This is a genomic window from Ammoniphilus sp. CFH 90114 (genome assembly GCF_004123195.1).
GTDB lineage: Bacteria > Bacillota > Bacilli > Aneurinibacillales > RAOX-1 > YIM-78166.
This window is the reverse complement of sequence record NZ_SDLI01000019.1, coordinates 1-17,663: the sequence shown is the minus strand read 5'-3', so window position 1 is coordinate 17,663 and position 17,663 is coordinate 1. Positions and strand designations below refer to the sequence as shown.

General features: G+C 37.4%; 18 protein-coding genes and 1 tRNA gene. 9 read left to right on the top strand and 10 right to left on the bottom strand.

From position 1 onward, the window contains the following. Window positions 1-51: 51 nt before the first annotated feature. The 3 genes from EIZ39_RS23835 to EIZ39_RS23825 form a co-directional block, all read right to left on the bottom strand. A complete protein-coding gene (locus tag EIZ39_RS23835) occupies window positions 52-159 on the bottom strand; it encodes a YjcZ family sporulation protein (RefSeq protein ID WP_129203638.1) in 108 nt (35 codons plus the stop codon). A 162-nt stretch (window positions 160-321) separates the two neighbouring features. Further along, window positions 322-426, bottom strand: a complete 105-nt coding sequence (locus EIZ39_RS23830; RefSeq protein WP_129203633.1) for a YjcZ family sporulation protein — start codon at window positions 424-426, stop codon at window positions 322-324. Window positions 427-1,571: 1,145 nt separating this feature from the next. Further along, on the bottom strand, window positions 1,572-2,324 hold the full coding sequence (locus EIZ39_RS23825; RefSeq protein ID WP_129203631.1) for a type II toxin-antitoxin system PemK/MazF family toxin: 753 nt from the start codon (window positions 2,322-2,324) through the stop codon (window positions 1,572-1,574). 190 nt (window positions 2,325-2,514) lie between these two features. On the opposite strand from EIZ39_RS23825, the gene EIZ39_RS23820 reads away from it, so the two are divergent. Beyond that, window positions 2,515-3,186 carry a restriction endonuclease gene (locus EIZ39_RS23820; RefSeq protein WP_164985288.1) on the top strand — a complete coding sequence of 224 codons (672 nt, stop codon included), beginning with the start codon at window positions 2,515-2,517 and terminating at the stop codon, window positions 3,184-3,186. 62 nt (window positions 3,187-3,248) lie between these two features. Beyond that, window positions 3,249-4,220 carry a ParB/RepB/Spo0J family partition protein gene (locus EIZ39_RS23815; RefSeq protein ID WP_129203627.1) on the top strand — a complete coding sequence of 324 codons (972 nt, stop codon included), beginning with the start codon at window positions 3,249-3,251 and terminating at the stop codon, window positions 4,218-4,220. A gap of 29 nt (window positions 4,221-4,249) precedes the next feature. Here EIZ39_RS23815 and EIZ39_RS23810 read toward each other — a convergent pair whose 3' ends face one another. Continuing rightward, on the bottom strand, window positions 4,250-5,524 hold the full coding sequence (locus tag EIZ39_RS23810; protein WP_129203625.1) for a coiled-coil domain-containing protein: 1,275 nt from the start codon (window positions 5,522-5,524) through the stop codon (window positions 4,250-4,252). Between the two features lie 228 nt (window positions 5,525-5,752). Between EIZ39_RS23810 and EIZ39_RS23805 the strand changes: the two genes are divergently transcribed. After that, a complete protein-coding gene (locus tag EIZ39_RS23805) occupies window positions 5,753-6,661 on the top strand; it encodes a hypothetical protein (protein ID WP_129203623.1) in 909 nt (302 codons plus the stop codon). A 303-nt stretch (window positions 6,662-6,964) separates the two neighbouring features. On the opposite strand, the gene EIZ39_RS23800 is transcribed toward EIZ39_RS23805, so the two are convergent. Beyond that, complete coding sequence (locus EIZ39_RS23800; RefSeq protein WP_129203621.1) at window positions 6,965-8,488, bottom strand: recombinase family protein; 1,524 nt, start codon at window positions 8,486-8,488, stop codon at window positions 6,965-6,967. Between the two features lie 334 nt (window positions 8,489-8,822). Here EIZ39_RS23800 and EIZ39_RS23795 point away from each other — a divergent pair, with 334 nt between their 5' ends. Further along, window positions 8,823-9,041, top strand: coding sequence for a helix-turn-helix domain-containing protein (locus EIZ39_RS23795; RefSeq protein WP_129203619.1), 219 nt, complete (start codon window positions 8,823-8,825; stop codon window positions 9,039-9,041). Here the strand turns inward: EIZ39_RS23795 and EIZ39_RS23790 are convergent. From EIZ39_RS23790 to EIZ39_RS23780, 3 genes are all read right to left on the bottom strand, one after another. Continuing rightward, complete coding sequence (locus EIZ39_RS23790; protein WP_129203617.1) at window positions 9,038-9,970, bottom strand: tyrosine-type recombinase/integrase; 933 nt, start codon at window positions 9,968-9,970, stop codon at window positions 9,038-9,040. The genes EIZ39_RS23795 and EIZ39_RS23790 overlap by 4 nt on opposite strands. Before the next feature lie 315 nt (window positions 9,971-10,285). Next, window positions 10,286-10,756, bottom strand: coding sequence for a hypothetical protein (locus EIZ39_RS23785; protein ID WP_129203615.1), 471 nt, complete (start codon window positions 10,754-10,756; stop codon window positions 10,286-10,288). Window positions 10,757-10,806: 50 nt separating this feature from the next. Further along, window positions 10,807-11,346 (bottom strand): hypothetical protein, encoded by a 540-nt coding sequence (locus EIZ39_RS23780; protein WP_129203613.1) that lies wholly within the window; start codon window positions 11,344-11,346, stop codon window positions 10,807-10,809. Between the two features lie 150 nt (window positions 11,347-11,496). Between EIZ39_RS23780 and EIZ39_RS23775 the strand changes: the two genes are divergently transcribed. Continuing rightward, window positions 11,497-11,832: a hypothetical protein gene (locus EIZ39_RS23775; protein WP_129203611.1), complete on the top strand. Its 336-nt coding sequence runs from the start codon at window positions 11,497-11,499 to the stop codon at window positions 11,830-11,832. Between the two features lie 73 nt (window positions 11,833-11,905). Here EIZ39_RS23775 and EIZ39_RS23770 read toward each other — a convergent pair whose 3' ends face one another. Together EIZ39_RS23770 and EIZ39_RS26900 are read right to left on the bottom strand one after the other, a co-directional pair. Further along, the gene (locus EIZ39_RS23770) at window positions 11,906-12,964 is read right to left on the bottom strand and encodes a tyrosine-type recombinase/integrase (protein WP_129203609.1); all 1,059 of its coding nucleotides are present in this window, start codon (window positions 12,962-12,964) and stop codon (window positions 11,906-11,908) included. Between the two features lie 154 nt (window positions 12,965-13,118). Beyond that, a tRNA-Sec gene (locus EIZ39_RS26900) sits at window positions 13,119-13,215 on the bottom strand. A gap of 729 nt (window positions 13,216-13,944) precedes the next feature. Between EIZ39_RS26900 and EIZ39_RS23760 the strand changes: the two genes are divergently transcribed. From EIZ39_RS23760 to EIZ39_RS23745, 4 genes are read left to right on the top strand one after another with little or no spacing between them, the layout of a single operon-like run. Next, window positions 13,945-14,793, top strand: a complete 849-nt coding sequence (locus EIZ39_RS23760) for a tyrosine-type recombinase/integrase (RefSeq protein ID WP_164985287.1) — start codon at window positions 13,945-13,947, stop codon at window positions 14,791-14,793. Window positions 14,794-14,826: 33 nt separating this feature from the next. Then, window positions 14,827-15,939, top strand: coding sequence for an ABC transporter ATP-binding protein (locus EIZ39_RS23755; protein WP_129203603.1), 1,113 nt, complete (start codon window positions 14,827-14,829; stop codon window positions 15,937-15,939). Between the two features lie 40 nt (window positions 15,940-15,979). Then, complete coding sequence (locus EIZ39_RS23750; protein WP_205668635.1) at window positions 15,980-16,618, top strand: ABC transporter permease; 639 nt, start codon at window positions 15,980-15,982, stop codon at window positions 16,616-16,618. A 27-nt stretch (window positions 16,619-16,645) separates the two neighbouring features. Continuing rightward, window positions 16,646-17,566 carry an ABC transporter substrate-binding protein gene (locus EIZ39_RS23745; RefSeq protein WP_240675926.1) on the top strand — a complete coding sequence of 307 codons (921 nt, stop codon included), beginning with the start codon at window positions 16,646-16,648 and terminating at the stop codon, window positions 17,564-17,566. The last annotated feature ends 97 nt before the right edge of the window (window positions 17,567-17,663 follow it).

Below are 17,663 nucleotides of genomic sequence, written 5' to 3'. Positions count from 1 at the left end.
GTCGAGAATCTCTCGACAGCCTGAGGAGACTTTTTAGTCTCTCTAAATTTATTAGTATGCCCAGCCCGTTCGGCTAACGATAACTAGAAGCACGTAAAGGACAAGAATAAACGCAATACTTCCTCCGTAGACTTCACCTACTCCTGCTGCTGCACCCATTAAAATACCTCCTTATCGTAGGGATTTTAGTCAAGTCAGCAAATATAAAAGAGGGAACTGCTTCTTAGTATGCCCAGCTAGTGCGGCTCNGCACCCATTAAAATACCTCCTTATCGTAGGGATTTTAGTCAAGTCAGCAAATATAAAAGAGGGAACTGCTTCTTAGTATGCCCAGCTAGTGCGGCTCACGATAACTAGAAGCACGTAAAGGACAAGAATAAACGCAATGCTTCCTCCATAGAATCCACCTACTCCACAAGCACTCATATTTATGTGCCCCCTTTCATTGGGTTTACTCTATACTATGAGCGGAAGCCATATGTGGAAGGGCGGATATCCATGGTTATTAGCGGATATTCTTTCAAAATATATTAAATTAGTCCTAGTTAAGTAGCCCCAGCTTGTACGTCTAACAATGACAAGAAGAACGTAGATAACTAGGATAAAATACTCTTTTTCATTGATTAGAGTGCTCACTATCGTTCGCGGAAACAGCGGAAGAAAAAGACGTGCGTCCTACTAAGCTTAATCGAAGATGTCTTCACGGACGATCGAACCCACTGGGGTGGGTTAGGGGCGATTCCCAAATCGAAGAGGTAGAACAATAACAAAACCCCGAACCGATGGTCCGGGGTGTTCATTATGTATTTGGCGGGAGAAGGTGGGAATACTCTTTTTCATTGATTAGAGTGCTCACTAACGTTCGCGGAAACAGAGGAAGAAAAAGACGTGCGTCCTACTGAGATTATTCGAAGAAGTCTTCACGGACGATCGAACCCACGGTTGTAGGTTAGGGGCGATTCCCAATTCGAAGAAGCGGAAGACAATAAAAAAGCTGACCAAATAGGTCAGCTATTGTTTATGTATTTGGCGGGAGAAGGTGGGAATCGAACCCACCTGAGACATCACGTGCCTCACACTCGGTTTTGAAGTTCGTGTATGGTATTTCTGAATATTCCGTAAATGTGTAACTCCTTGATACATTTGGAGTTAATCCACTTTTAGTTTTCTTTATTATAAAGAAATCCGCGTGAAACTACTCGGTTTGAAGTGATCGAGATTCACGGTCAATTCAATCGTACTTGCAAACAGGGTTAAAGTCAACTTAGGAGTGACAAAGCTAAACTACATATTAATGCACTTTTATTTGCATTAAAAAAAGACCCATAATAACGGGTCTTTTTTGGGATACACTCAATAAAACAATTGCCCTTCGGCTCGCACTCAGATCCCTATATAAATAGGGTATGCAATTTTAGGAATAATATGCACACAAAGGACAATTTTTAAATCAAAAAGGTGTGCATCTAATGCACACCTTTATTCGCCCTTCGGCTTATAGTCATTCAATCTAATTGCCCTTCGGCTAATATCTTTTCTTAATCAAATTGTATTAGAAATTGTCCAATGTGTCAATTATTTTCTGTTTGATTTTGGAGTAGATTAATCTGTGTAGTTAGGAGTTTTTTCTCCTCTTCAAGTAATTTAATCTTTTCTTGTAAAATCCTCCGATTATTCCAAAGTTTGTTAATAAGTGAATAAGTCCTTTTTGATTTTGACTCTAACTTAGGAAAAGCCATTTTGAATGCTGTATTACGGATTTCTTGGAATAGTGAGGAGGGGTCAGTTACGTTATTCATTGAACCCTTTTTGTCACCGTGAAGTCTTGCTGGGCTAATCGTTCTCATATTGCTGATCAAAATTGCACTGTCCTCCAAAAAACCCTCCCCTTCACTTGCAAGAACTTTTCTTAGAAATTTTTTACCTGTGGGATTCAATATCGGATGGTAAGCTTTTGTCAAACTATCATGGGAAGTTGAAACTGGAAGAACTAAATACAATCCACGAATCTGTTCCAGAATTACAACAGGATGATTATAAGCCAACTCTGGACTATAAGTTAAACCCAAATCTGCATAAAAAATATCTCCAATTTTAATCGGATCACTTCCAGAGTATGTCCTATTATTGCGTTTTCTTCGCCAATCCTCCATTGACATTGTAATCATTGCCATTTCGTTTTCTTTTATACGATGATTGTGTTCTATGTAATTGGCAATAGAAGCAGTAAATTCAGACAACGATTCACTCGAATCTATTGCGTTTCTTGATGCACTAGTTGAAGAACTAATGATTCTTCTAAGCTTAGTAAAATCGATACGCATATTTTCCTCCAAGAGTCTTTTGAAAAGAAGCTTTAGAAGTCAATTTTACCATGTATTTCAATAAAGGTTAATTAATTTAATTTGGTCATTGGCACCTTATTCATCAATAATCCTTATTTCTATAATGATTATAGAAAAATTATACCGCCAGAAAGGAATGGGTAAACTAACCAAAAACAGGTGGGTTTTCATGGCTAAACGGAGAAGACGGCGCTCCAAGCGTAAATCGAATGATGCAATTTTTATAATAGCTTTAACTCTTATTTTATATGTAGGTTACATCCTTTATAAGGCAACGCTTGGAGTGATTGATTTTATCGATTGGATTATTAATCAAATATTAAATTGGACTATATTTGAATGGTTCTTATGGGGTTCATTAACTTTCGGACTTATTTTTTTTATTATAAAATTTAAGAAATATAAGTATTTAAAGCAAAAGCAGAGAATAGAACATCAGCAGAAGGTAAAGATTCGCCGTAGTGGAAACATGGAACGCCTAAAAACGATGGACCCGTTTGATTTTGAGGAGTATATTGCCGTTCTCTTTAAATTAATGGGCTATGAAGAAGTGACGGTTACAAGGAAATCAGGAGATGGCGGAAAGGATATTATCTTTAAAAAGGGGAACGAAATTTGCATTGCAGAATGCAAACGATATAACTCACCAAAAGTAACTCGACCTGACGTTCAAAAATTTCATAGTGCATTAATCGATATGAATGCAAAAGAAGGGTTTTATATTACCATTGGCAATTTTACTAAACCCGCTGTTGATTACGTATTGGACAAGCCTATACATCTAATTGATGGGCATCGATTGTTAAGCTTAATTGAAGAATATTCAGATGAAATAACCTAAATGTCATAGGACAATTTTCCTGCATCATAAACCTAATAAAAATGTCATAAGTGGGTGAACTGATGGAGGAGACAAGATTAATACCCCTTAATGATTTAAAGGTTGATTTGGTCGGAAGAATTCAGTTAGGAGACACAGATCTAGCAGATAATTTGGTTCATCAAGGTCTAAAAGAACCTCTTAGGGTACAAGGACCAGATTCTGACGGGAAATACATCATTATTAGCGGGATACGTAGATTTGAGGCGATGAAGAAGAAGCCTGGTCAGTTCATCACAGTGTTATGTAGGGTTTCAGAAGTTGTAACCTCAAGAGCCGATAGAGCTACTGAAATGTTAACAGATACAATGCACCAAAAAAGAAAGACCAAGTTTGAGAAGCAATTGTTGATAAAGGAAGCCTTAGATAACGGAATGACTAAGAAGGAATTATCAAAAAAAATTAATAAGCCGATATCTGTTATTAATCGAGAAAGTAAAGGAATGGAGATACCAGAAAAATTCCGTAGAGAAGTGGCTGAAGCAAAAGGAAGTCAAGACGCCCTTATTACGATATTTAAGTTGGATTGTGATAAATCATATCGGAACGTATTATATAAAAGGTTGTTAAATAGGGAGATTGGTACGGAAGATTCGAGAGCTTTAAATAAAATCATCAAACATAGTGAATATCCATTTCTGGATAATAAACAAAAGAAAAAGGTTATTGAAGAAACATTATCAAATTGTAGGTTTAAATACGAAGATGCAAATCAAATTATCATGCTGGAGTTATTGAAAGATAATCCTGAAAATCATTCTGATTATGTAAATGAGTGGGTCAATTGTGTCTGTGATGATATTGAGCGATTATCTGGCATGATAAATCCAAATATGAACAAAATGGTTAGTCCATTTCAGAAAAAGAGGATAAAGGCAGCATTATCCAAACTAAGAAAATCATTAAAGTGGGTATATGGAGAGAGGAAAGGAAATGGATATAAAATTGATTTTCATGATGAGGAAGATGATGATGATTATCAAAGAAATGTATGAAAAAAGCGCCTTAATTCAGGGCGCTTTTTTCATTTTCCATTTTTCATTTGCTGTTGAAGTAATTCAACAAATTGCTGAAATTGCTGATTATTAAGAATGGCTGGGTCCATTCCTGTGTTATTAGATGTATTTTTGGGGTCTTGTGCAATCACATCTTGACTGTCTCTCCCGAAATATTTATCGACTAATCGAGTTTTGATGTCATGCTGATCCTTCTCCTCAAAGCTTTCGATATAAGGGTCTAGAGAGGCAAGTTCAATTGCAATTTGACGATTACGTCTTTGTTCGTTTCTATGGTTTGTTGCCCTTCTAGCACAATAGCCAAACAAGGTAACTCCGATACCGCCAAGAAACAATCTAGCGACCAATTGTGTCCAAGTAAAATCAGCAGTAAGAACATATTTGTATCCAAAATACAAAATTAAACCTAATGAAAGAACAGAACCTAAATCCCAAATGAGAGCGGTCCAACCTTCTTTCTTTGAGGTTTCATCATAAGCACCAGCTACACCAGAATTAGCAATAATGCTAACTATCTTTTCTGCTTTGGTTTTTAAATCCTCGATTTCGGTAAGTGTTGAAGAAGCATTTTCACTGAATTCCTTTGATAACTTTTCCAATTGTTCATTGTGTCCACCTAGCATTTCCTCAAAGAGCTGTTCACGTTCTTTTTCTTTATGAATGAAATCATCATTCCGTTCGTTTTGTTCCTTTGAGAAATCCTCTAGACGCTGATTTTGAGCTTGTAAAAACTGTGTTTGGAATTCTGAAACCACCGTATCAACACGGCTTTTTTGGCTTTCAATGGAGGTCGAGAGTTCATTTAATTTAGTTGAATTACTTACGTGAGCATTCTTCACCTGTTCAAATTCATTTTCAAGGTGAGAAAGATGTTGTCCAACAGATTGCCGAAATTTAATAATATAATCTCGAATTCCTTCGATTTCTAACTCATTCATCGGCAAGTTGATTTGAGAATAAAAAGGAAGCAATGCTTCTACTTTGGATATTGCATTATCGAGGTGACCAGTATTTTTATTGCTTCTAAAAGCATTTAATTCGCCTGTTAAGTTATTGATTTGATTAAACATATTAGTTAGCGAATTATTAGATACCAACACTGGATCAGCAGCATCCATCCTAATTTTCAGCAAGTTTAATGCTTCAAACATAATAGAGAGCTTTTCTCTATCTTCGGAGGAGTTGAGTTTTTCTGAAACTTGGATTTCATTTATGATTTGAAGTGAATTCTCAACATGTTGATAAAGAGAACTAGAGGTGATTTTTTCTTGTACTGCTAACAATTTCCCTCACCATCCAATAAAAAGAAAATAAGAACATAACAAAGTATATCAGAAGAGATAGACTAAACATATAAATTCTTGCATGTAATTTTTTGAAAATCAAATTGATTTTAACTAAAAATGCTAATGCAAGCTTTCCTGGTATTATGGGCACCATAATACATTGCGCATGCACAAGGACATTTGGGGGAAAATATAAGTAACATTGAAACAAAGGGGAATTTAAAAATGAAATCTTACATACAAGAATTGCTTACCCCCCGATTGGCTAGTTATGATATACCCGAAAAAGCGATTAAAGTTGTAACTGAGGATGTAGAGGATAGGTTAACTTCGATTATTAGAAGATGGGGCGACCTGGAATTTCGTCAAACGATGTTAATAACGGCAGAAGAAGAAGCTTATTTTTATAGACCTGCTGTTTCTTTAGATGTACGTTCTCTAGTTTCACTAGCAATTCGTAACAGTAGAATTGAAGATCTGGCAAGTACAACACGTGCTGCAAAGACATTGTGGTGCGATGATACCGTTTTAACCGACGATGACATTATTAAGTTGACAGAAGAAGCGATAGTTCATTTCAAGACAGTTAACCTAAATAAAGAGAGTAAACAGATTGAGGCTAAGGAGAATGACCCATACGGACATATTCCCTTACAATATCCAGTGGCATGGGCTGCGTTAAATAAGCTTGCCATGAACTCTCGAAGCATTTCAAAATATGAGCCAATTAAAGCAGAACCGTTTGACATAGAAATTCCATCTTCTCGACAAATGGATTTTAAAAAGAAAATTCATGTTATAAGTGGGATGGACCCAGCCATTGATGAAGAATTTGCAAAAATTCTATACTATGTTACCGATGGTAACGGAATGTTCTTTTCAGACTCATTTAAGATGATTACTCGTCACCCTGAAAAATTATTTAAGATTCTGGAATTCGTGTTACGAAGGAAAAGCAAAGTTGTTACATTTAATTTTTATTTAGAAAATGGGATTGTAGCACGCAGAAAAAAATATATACGTCCTGGACACTTTGGAGATGAGATTCCTCAGAAACTCAAAATTGTAAATGGCTTAGTCAATATACATCGGCAAGCGTTAGATGAAATGAAAGAACAACAATTAGTTCATTAAAAAAGAAGGCTCAAAGCTTAGCCTTCTTTTTTAATGAAAAATTTCGGTATTTGGAAAACAGCCCTAATCCGTGGTTTTCGAAATACCGAAATATAATATTAGCTAATAAAAAATGGAGAAACTGTTTATGCGGTTTCTCCATTTTCCTATTCTATCAAGTTTGAACGACCAAATAATTGTTCCTGTTGTAAACTTTTATATTTCCATTCGATAAGTTGTCTTGCAAAGATATCTAAAAACTCTTTGTTCAAAAAAATCACCTCCAATTTTATTATTCCCATAAAATTGGAGGTTTATGTTAAATTATACAACAAATTTCAATTCAAATTCGACAGGTGATAAATCGTCTATTGAAATTTGTTCCATAGTTATAGCCCATTTTATCTTTATAATGACCTCATCTCCCGTGACAATGACCCTTTCCACAAGAGTGTCAAATAACCTGATAATCTTTTCTCTTGGGTAAACCTCTGATTCATCAAACGATGAAATAAAATCTAAAAAATCATCAACATCCTTTTCTGTTATGCAAATTTCCCTCAGACCATTTTCAAGTTCTTTAACAGCCTTCTCTTTTGATTCTATTTCTTTCTGATTGTTTAGGTATTGACTTTCATATAAAGCCACCAATTCTGGATTTGAAGTCCGAAACATATTTGTTTTAATGTTTTCTGATTCATCTTCTTTATTAGAGATGAACTTTTTCATGTTTAGGATTTTATACCGTATTTCTTTTGTATAATCCTCTAAACATTGTTTAGCTTTGATAAGCATAAGGTCCTTGTTTGCAGATTGTACAAATTCTAAAACATGATTATAGACAAGCTGGTCTAAAACTTTGGAATCAATTTGTTTTTTATACATATGAGAAACTTCTTTATTTCTGCATATATAACGCAAATATTCTGAGGTACGCTCGATTCCTTTCTTTGTATCATAAGTTTTTGAGCCATTATGTGCAGCCATTCGATTTCCACAACTGCCACAAAAAACTTTGCCGCTGAGTAAGAATATAGACGAAGATACCCTGGAGTAATCTCTTTTTTGTCCCCTCTTTTTCCCTGAGCGGTCAACCATGATTTTTTGCACTTTATCCCACTCTTCAAGAGAGATTATAGGATCTATCCATTTAACCCTCATTTCAAACCCTTCGGTTGGAATAGGTTTACTTCTACGCTTAGAAGTTGTAAAACCCCACCGATAATACCCACAGTAAATTTTGTTTTGTAAAATACTACAAACTGTATAAGGATAGAATTTCTTATTGTTTTTTGTCCGAGCGTTTTCAAGATTGAGTAAATTTGAAATTTGTGTTGTCGAATAACCTTCGTACAAGTACCAATTAAAAATTTTCCTTACAATATCAATTTCACTAGGTACTTGTTCCATACGTTTGGTATGTTTATTCCATTCGTATCCTGTATAGGTTCCACCGACATATCTACCATCTCCAGCTCTTGCACGAAGGTGTGCTTTTATTCTTTCTCGAAGATTTTCAACCTCAACCTCACCCAAATATCCCTTCATCATATGCATCATTCGATTTAAAGAATCGTCAGGTTTATACGGTAATTCTGCTGGGTCAGAAAAAATTATTTGGCAACCCGCTTGATCAATTAGATAATTTTTGATTAATATCTCATCATGCATATCTCTAACTAGACGAGTTTTTTGCCAACAAACCACAACGTCAAATTCCCCTTGCAGAGCCCGTTTTAATAATTCTTTAAGAACAGGTCTGTCGTCAATATCATTATCATAAGCCGATATTTCCTCGACTAGTACATCGACAACAATGCATCCTTCATCTTCAGCTATTTTCGGCACATTTTGATTTGATAATCAATGCTTTCGGCTTTATGCTTTTCTTCTAGTGAACGTCTAATAAATAGAATTGCTTTTTTATCTAGATTTATCATATCTTTAAAATATTTCTCTCCTTTCAAAAAAGGAGAAATATGATACACTAAAATCGACCAAGATTTTGTGAGGTTCCATGAAGGGGAACCTTTTTCATATTTCTCCCGCATTTGTATTATGCCAAATATTTCAAAAAACATTCCTCGTTTGAGGAATCAAAATCAAATTTTTTGAATAATCTATTCCCCTTAATCCCATAATAGATGTGAAATGTTGAATTGGGTGAAGGGTGTGAATTCCGATGTCATTTGGAAAAAATGTTCGGTATCTTCGGGTAAATAAAGGTCTTACGCTCAAAGAGGTTTCCAAACAGCTAAACGTATCGATTAACTACTTAAGCAACTTAGAGCAAGACAACGCCAAGATAAAACCAGATTTTTTACCAAAGTTGTGCAGTGTGTTACAAGTGGAACTAGATGACCTTTATAAACAAATGGACAAAAACGTATTTAATAACTAAATGGCGTTTGATTTCATCAGTGAAAACTGATTATGTTGATGCTTTAAATCATCAATTTTCATTGAAATATATTTCTTCGTCATTTCTAGCGTAGAATGACCTAGAATTTCTTTAAGGGTAAAAGGGTCACCACCACTTAAGATGTAGTGCTTAGCAAACGTGTGCCTCATGGTATGTGGGGACACACGAACATGTTTTATATTTGCTTTTTTTCCATAGGTTGATAAGATTCTTCTCGCATCGGAATCGGTCAACCTATTTCCACTTACAGTTATGAAAATAGCTGTATTATCTCTATCTTCAAGGATACGGTTTTCCTTTATAAGGTTTTTGATTAAATCAATGGTTTTAGGGGATACAGGAACAGGGCGTCCAAATCGAGTTTTTGCTTTGCTTGCACCGATATAGATAACTCCGTCCTCAAAATCAACACTTTCTTCATTGATGGACAGAAGTTCAGAAATCCTACATCCAGTATCAAGCAATGCAATCATCAAAACATAATCTCTAAAACCAACAAATGTTGATTTGTTTGGTGTTCTTAAAAGCTGTGCCAATTCTTCTTTGGAAAAGGCATTAATTTCACTCTTGTCCGTTTTAAGAAGTGGTACGGCTTCCCAAGGATTTGAAGGAGAAAATCCTTCTTTCACATAAAAGTTAAATTGGGCTTTGAGAGACCTGATACGGATATTTATGGTGACAGGGGACAACCCCTTTACAGGATCAACTTCCGATAAGTGTTGGTGGTTGTCCCATTTATGCTTCTTGTTTTTCATAAACAAGACATAACCACGACAAATTTGTGGTGTTACCTCATCGAGGTAGGTAAGCTTGATATTTGCTCTTTCCAAATAATCTTGGAAGTATTTGAAATGAGTTTTGTGGTCGCTCAGAGTTCTTTCACGAAGTCCTTCTAGGTCTTTAACCATTAAAAATTGGTCAAAAGCATCTTGAAGAGCAATCTGTTGAGAATAAGATATAGTAAAGAAGGTTTCAGTTTAATGGTTTTTTGTGGAATCATGGTGGACCTCCTTCCTGGAACCTATGCTAGCAAGGATTCAAGGCAGAAGCACGCGGGGAGCTTTTCCAATTGGAAAATATGTTTAAATAAATTTTTAATAGGAAATTAGGCTTATTTGTATGAAAAATGAATAAAAATATTTTTAATTGGCTTTATTTAGGGATTGTACTGAAATATAATTCGGTATAAGAGAAAAGGCATCGGAAACAAAATTCCGATGCCTTTATTTTTTACTCTTTTTTATCTCCAAGAATTGATTGAAGGTGGTTAGGTTTTTTTCAAAATAAGTTTTTCGTTCATCATAACAAATGGATAATGAACTTCTCACGAATTTAATAAACTCATCCCTGATATTTTCATCATCAAAGTGCTTGAAATATTTTGAAGGAATTTTATTGAGAGCAGATTTAAGCATACTTTCTTGCCATGATAGTTGAATTCCAGATAAAACAGATATAGTATCCCTGCCAGGTAATTTATCTATGGCAGCAAAATAAGCTTCAATGTTTGATTTGGAGGTATTTGCCCCATTGATGAAGTTTCGAATGTTTTTTCTAATTTTCTCACGGTATTCATTTCTCTCATCGACATCTTCGGGAGCATCTTTGAAATGATCAATTACATGACGAACGAATCTATCCATTTCAGATGCATCTAATTTTTCTAAAAACAACCTTGCTCTTTCTATATACATTAAATCACCGCACAACTGTTTTTACCAGTTATCATCATTTCGATAAAAGTTTAAACTATTAACCGTTCAAATATTTGTTTATTTTCCTTAATCAATTGCTTGGCAACATTGACGCATGCTTTTGTTATTACATTATTAATGATGGTTTTAAAGCGTAGCTCGTCATTTTTCGCGTTATAAACCATGGGTTCGCCCAGTTCGCTGAAATCAATATATACAGTGTTTTCTTCATCAACATGAATCATTTTACCCTTATAGTAAATTGCGTCTCCGATGCGAACACGAATTTCTTCGCTTAATTTATTACAAAGATGTAATGTTCTTACCATTTGTTCTAGAGATTCAAATAATTGATCCTGGATATTCTGCGTTAATTTATTGAATGTATCGTTTATATCCTGAGAAAATTCTTCCATATGATTTGGTTCAATTTTTCTTATCATGTCTTTGAATTCTGTTAAAATGTTTTGTTGGCTCTCATCTAATATATTTCCTTCGATTACGTTAATTATATTTAGAACCTCTTCTTTGGTAGCAGTTATCGCTTCTTCAATTCTAACCTCTAATTTAACCCAAAAAACTTCAGGCACATTTACTCCTCCTCATAATCAATATATTTAATGCTTTGATTGGAACTTTATATATTCCTCTTCTTTAAATGACTAAATATCTATGGAACCAAAAGCTAAAAAAAGATAAACTCTAATTGAATTCATTACATATAATTGGAGGTTATTGTTATGAAGTACACCTTAAAGAAGCCATTCAAACCGACGGCATATGTAGTACAAGGGAAAAATTGTTTTTGGGTAGAGATAGATGCTGAGAGTGAAGAGGATTTAGATAGCTTTCAAATGCATTTATGTCAAAGTAAAGAAAATCCAGATGAATTGTTTATATATGGTTTGAAAAGGGAAGGTGAAAAAGAATTTTCTGAGGAGTTAAATGAGGTTGAAATTCTTGAAGAAGTAACCCATCAACTTGAGAAAGAATTACAACAAAAATTTAAGGTTCAGAGGATACGGATTCTTTTAGATTCTAATATATCGATTCCTAATCCTAAGATAATTAAATAATAAATCAATTGAAAAGGCATAGAGATAACCTATGCCTTTTGAACATTATAATCCATTTAGATTTCAAGCTTTATTATAAAGACAACTGGTTAACTGGACTGAATTGATTGTGCTGTATTTTAATGTCTTCATTATTCATTTGGATGTATTTTCGAACCATGTTCATGGTGCTGTGATCCAATAATCTTTGCAAAGTAAAGGGATCACCGCCATTCAAAATGTAATACTTGGCAAAAGTGTGCCTATATGTATGGGGTGATACTCTTACTCCTTTGATCTTTGCAGCCTCCCCGTAATTCTTTATTCTTGCTCTAATGATGTGTGGTTCAAGTTTATCTCCATAATTCGTTATAAATAGATTATTACATCCGTCTTCAAGGAGTGCACCATTTTCTTTAATGAGTGTATTAATAAGTTTTGCAGTTTTCTTCGACAGGGGTAATATACGAGCGTTATTATTCTTGGCAACGGATGCTGGTACTGTTAATGTTTTTTGTTCGTAATCAAAGTTATCAATAGTCAAATTAAGTGCTTCTTTTACCCTAATTCCTGTATCTAAAAGAAGAATCATTAAAACATAATCCCGATATCCTACAAATGTTCTTTGGTCGGGTTGCTCAAGGAGTTTTTTAGTTTGTTCGGGCGTAAAGGATTCGATGGTATCATCTTCAGTCTTGAGTAGCTTAATTCTTTCACAAGGATTATTTTTAATATGTCCTTCGTCAGTTAAAAATTTAAAAAAACATTTTATGGAACGAAGTCTTACATTAATGGTTACAGGGGATAAACCTTTCTTATTAGCATGTTTTTCAGCTAACCATTCATGATTATCCCAAACACCCTTTTCATTTTTCATGCAGTTGATGTAATTACGAATTACATCAACAGTAATATCATCACCTCGCTTGATTTCGGGAAAAGAATTCGTAAGAAAATCTAAGAAATACTTATAGTGCCGCTGATGATCAGTCAATGTTCTTTCTCTCAACCCTTCTAGTTCTTTAGCCTGCATAAAGGTCTCAAATAGCTCATCCAATGTTTTGGATGCTTGTGGGATTGGTGTTATCTCCTCTTTGTCAAAAAATCGTCTTGTAGCCGTTCTACGACCTTTCGTTTTATGTTCTTTGGACAACAAAAAAACCTCCTTGTTACAGCGGAATAATCCACTATATCCAAGGAGGTACACACTCGGTCTAATTCATCGTACATACACGGCCTATGTAAAAACCAGTTCTCTTATCCATATATTTACAAGGTGTCTTGAACCCTTGATATTACTTGGTTTATGGCGGGAGAAGGTGGGAATCGAACCCACCTGACGCCTCACGGACGTCACACTCGGTTTTGAAGACCGGGAAGGCCACCAGGACCCCATCAACTCCCATAAGGTTGTACGAGAAAAGTTACTTATATAAAGTATCAAATCTTGTGCATGAAATCAAGGGGAAATATATTCAAAAGGGGGGTGGGTTGTGTTTCTTCTATATAAGCAGAAAAATTATCACCAGCGTTATTCAGTTATAAAAGAGTCGATTAGGCTTCGATTGGTAGTTGTTAATTATGAAGCGAATGTAGAGGACACAGTTTCCGTTATATCCCCAAGAAAGACTCAAAGAGAGGTTTTATCGGACATTGATTCCGCTAATGGCTTAAAAACAAGGGCTACGCGTGGTCTTTTTGAAAAATAACGGACTTCTTGTCCGCTTCTACTAAAACCCGAGCGATTTTTACCTATTTAACGGAACCAATGTCCGCACCGCACCTGTTGGATCTTGTTAGAGCGATGGTATGATTCGGTCTCTCCTCGGATCCTTACCATCCTACCATTTTCATCCAACAATTCATCGTGCCGATTAAAATGACTCTGTTTCGCATGTTTTCTGACAAATCGGGAGGATTCGGGGGGATATGGGACGACCTGGGATGATTTATAAGGATGCCCGAGTTAATCTTCCCTCAGAATGGATAATTTATAGATATCACAATATAGCAGGGGATATGAAAATTGTAAAAGGGTGGGATCTCCCGTATAATTCATCGTAGAACAAAATTCATCACAGAATTTTATTAGTGAAGGAAATGATAAGGTTTCCTTGGAAGTAGGTGAATGTGTTGAATCCTCTCTGGCCGGAGAACGAATCTTATATCGAAGAGTACGCACAGGAAATAAAGCAAAGAAAAGAAGGCAGTACGGTGAAGCTGTATTTGTCGGAAGCGAAGCATTATCTAATATGGCTGCAGCAGAAGAAGAAGTCCTTTCATGAGATGACGAAGGAGGATCTGCTGGAATGCCGTGAGGATATGTTGCTGAAGGGTCGGAAGATCACGACGGTTAATAAGTGGATCTCGGTGATGAGTTCGTTCCTGAAGTGGGCGAAGGGAAGAGGCTACTTAACGACGAACTTTGCGGAGCATCTTCGCTTTCTAGAAGAGAAGAAGGACAAGCCTAAATGGCTGTCAATGGAGCAAGAGATGTTGTTGTTAAAGCAAGCCGAGCAGGAGCGTAGTTCGTTGAAGAAAGCCCGGAACGAGGCGTTGATTTATGTGTTGTTGTATGCCGGTTTAAGGGTGGAAGAGGTATCCGATCTTCTTCTCGATTCCATTGACCAAGGGGAGTTGGTGGTGATGGAAGAGGATGTGGAAAAAAGAAGGATTCCGATTGACTTAGGCCTTCAGGTGAAGCTTTTGGATTGGCTGAAGTATCGTTCGCAATCCATGAAGGTGTTTCATCAAGAGAGCTCTTCTTTATTTGTTACCGAACGCTCGGGAAACATGCAGCCGAGATCGATCCAGTTTGTGGTCGAAGGGTACAGCGATAAGCTGGGTTTTACGGTGACATGCCAGATTCTACGGCATACGTTTTGTCGCAGGTTGGTGGAGAAGGGTGTACCGCTGCAGACGATTAAGCAATGGGCAGGGCATAAATCGATTCAAAGTACCCTGCGCTATGTGGAGGAGTAGAGAGTAGATTTTTAGGAGAGGAGTTTGTAACAGATGATTGAGTTTAAAGATATCACGAAAAAGTATGACGACGGAACGGTTGCTTTAAAGGGGATTAATTTGACGATTAATGAAGGGGAGCTTGTCACGTTAATCGGGCCGAGTGGTTGCGGAAAGACGACGACGATGAAGATGATTAATCGCTTGGTCGAGTCGAGCTCGGGTCAGATCCTGGTTAATGGACAAGACATATCGAAGGTCGATCCGGTTTCTTTACGACGAGATATCGGGTATGTGATTCAGCAGATTGGGCTGTTTCCTCATATGACGATCCGCGAGAACGTGGCTTTGGTACCGAAGTTAAAGAAGATGGACAAGAACTTGTACATGAAAAAAGTCGACGAGTTGCTTGACCTGGTAGGATTGGATCCGAGCAAGTTTGGGGATCGTTATCCTGCAGAGTTAAGTGGAGGGCAGCAGCAGAGGGTTGGAGTAATCCGTGCGATGGCTGCAGAGCCGCCGATTATTTTGATGGACGAGCCGTTTAGTGCCCTTGATCCCATTAGTCGTGAGCAACTGCAGGATGAGTTGGTTCGCTTGCAGGAAGAAGTGAAGAAGACGATTGTCTTTGTTTCGCATGATATGGATGAAGCTCTGAAGATTGCCGATCGTATTGTATTGATGAAGGATGGAGAGATCGTGCAGGTCGATACACCGGAGAAGATGCTTCGTCGTCCTAAAAATGATTTTGTTCGCTCCTTTATCGGGGAGGAACGATTGAGTACAGGAACGGACACCTTATTGGTGGAAGATGTGATGATTACCAAGCCGGCAACGGCGTCACAGAAGCGTGGACTCGCTTATGCGGCCAAACTGATGAAACAATCCCGAGTAAACAGCCTTCTTATTACGGATAAGAACCATGTGCTCAAAGGGATCGTGAGCAAAGAGGTAGTTGAGCTCAATTATAAAGAAGAAGAACGTGCGCTAGAAGAGTTGATGAATACGGATTTTCATGCCGTATTGGTTGGTACAAGTGTAACGGAGGCTGTTGAATTGATGAAGGAAAAGGGACTATCACATCTGCCGGTTACGGATCAGGATGGACGACTCGCGGGTCTGATTACGAGTTCGAGCTTGATTGATGCCTTGCTGAAAGTATCTTAACATTCGAGATTTTAGCAACTAGAGTGGGAAGGGTGAAATGATGGATTTTATTTCGGTATTACAACAACGCCAGGATGAAATTATCCAGGCTACAGTAGAACATATTCAATTGTCATTGGTAGCTTTACTCATTGCGATTTTGATTTCGGTTCCGATTGGGATCTTTCTTACAAGAAATCAGAAGTTGGCAAGTCCCGTGATTGGATTTGCTTCCCTTTGTCAGACGATCCCGAGCTTGGCTTTACTTGGATTCATGATTCCGATTATGGGAATTGGTTGGACGCCGGCGATTGTGGCATTAACGATTTATGGCTTGTTGCCGATTCTGCGAAATACGTACACGGGGATTATGAATGTCGAGAAGTCAATGAAAGAAGCGGGAGTCGGTATGGGGATGACGAGCGCGCAGGTGCTATTTAAAGTGGAATTGCCGTTGGCTCTTAATGTGATTATGGCGGGTGTTCGTACAGCTACGGTCATGATTATCGGGGTAGCGACGCTAGCCTCTTTGATTGGAGCAGGTGGACTTGGAGATCTGATCTTCCGTGGGATTGCTATGGTATCTCCGGAATTGATTTTAGCTGGAGCAGTTCCAGCAGCGTTATTAGCTTTAATCTTTGACTTTGTACTGGAACGTACGGAGAGAGCCGTAACCCCTAGAGGATTAAAACGAGTGTAAAACACAACTTAGAGGAGGAACAGAATTATGTTAAATATGAAAAAAGGTTTTGCTTTGTTGATGTCTGGTGTGTTGTCTCTATCTTTAATGGCTTGTGGGAACGATGCGCAAGTAGGAAGTGCTGGATCGAATGGGAAAGTGGTTGTATCCGGTAAGAACTTTTCTGAGCAGGATATTCTCGTTCATGTGATCTCTTCTCTCATTGAGGAGAAGACGGATCTGACAGTAGAGCGTAAGCCGTTCTTGGGAGGGTCTCAATTGGTTCATAGTGCACTGTTAAAAGGGGATGTCGACATCTATCCGGAGTATACGGGTACGGCGTGGATCTCTATTCTGAAGGAAGAGAACGTGAGTGATCCGGAGGAAACGTACAATAAAACGAAAGCTGCGTATGAAGAGCAATTTGGATTGACTTGGTTAGAGCCGCTTGGCTTTAATAACACGTATACATTATCTATGAGAGCGGATCATGCCGAGGAGTTAGGGATCGAGACGATTTCTGACTTAGCGAAACATGCCCCTAATCTAACGATGGGAGCGACCCAAGAGTTCTTAGAGCGTCCAGATGGATATAAAGGACTTCAGGAAGTGTATGAAGGGCTTGTCTTTCAATCGACAAAAGGATTGGACCCAGGACTTACGTATGGAGCGGTAAAAGACGGAGCGGTTGACGTCAATGATGCCTTCTCTACTGATGGAAGAATTCCAGCCTTTAATCTAAAGTCTCTAGAGGATGATAAGAACTTCTTCCCGCCTTACTATGCTGCACCTGTGGTTCGTATGGATACGCTAGAAGCTCACCCGGAGTTGAGAGACGTATTGAATCAGTTGGGAGGAAAGCTTGACGAAACTACGATGGCTGAGCTGAATGCGAAGGTAGACTTAGAAGGTCAGAAGGCTCGAGATGTTGCAGAGAACTGGTTAAAAGAACAAGGATTGATGCAATAGTTTTGGCTGGCCCTATCGAAGATAGGGTCTTTTACTTTTTCTTCAGCTACTCGGACACCAGATCCCTGATATGAACGAAACCTGTCAACCCCCAGCA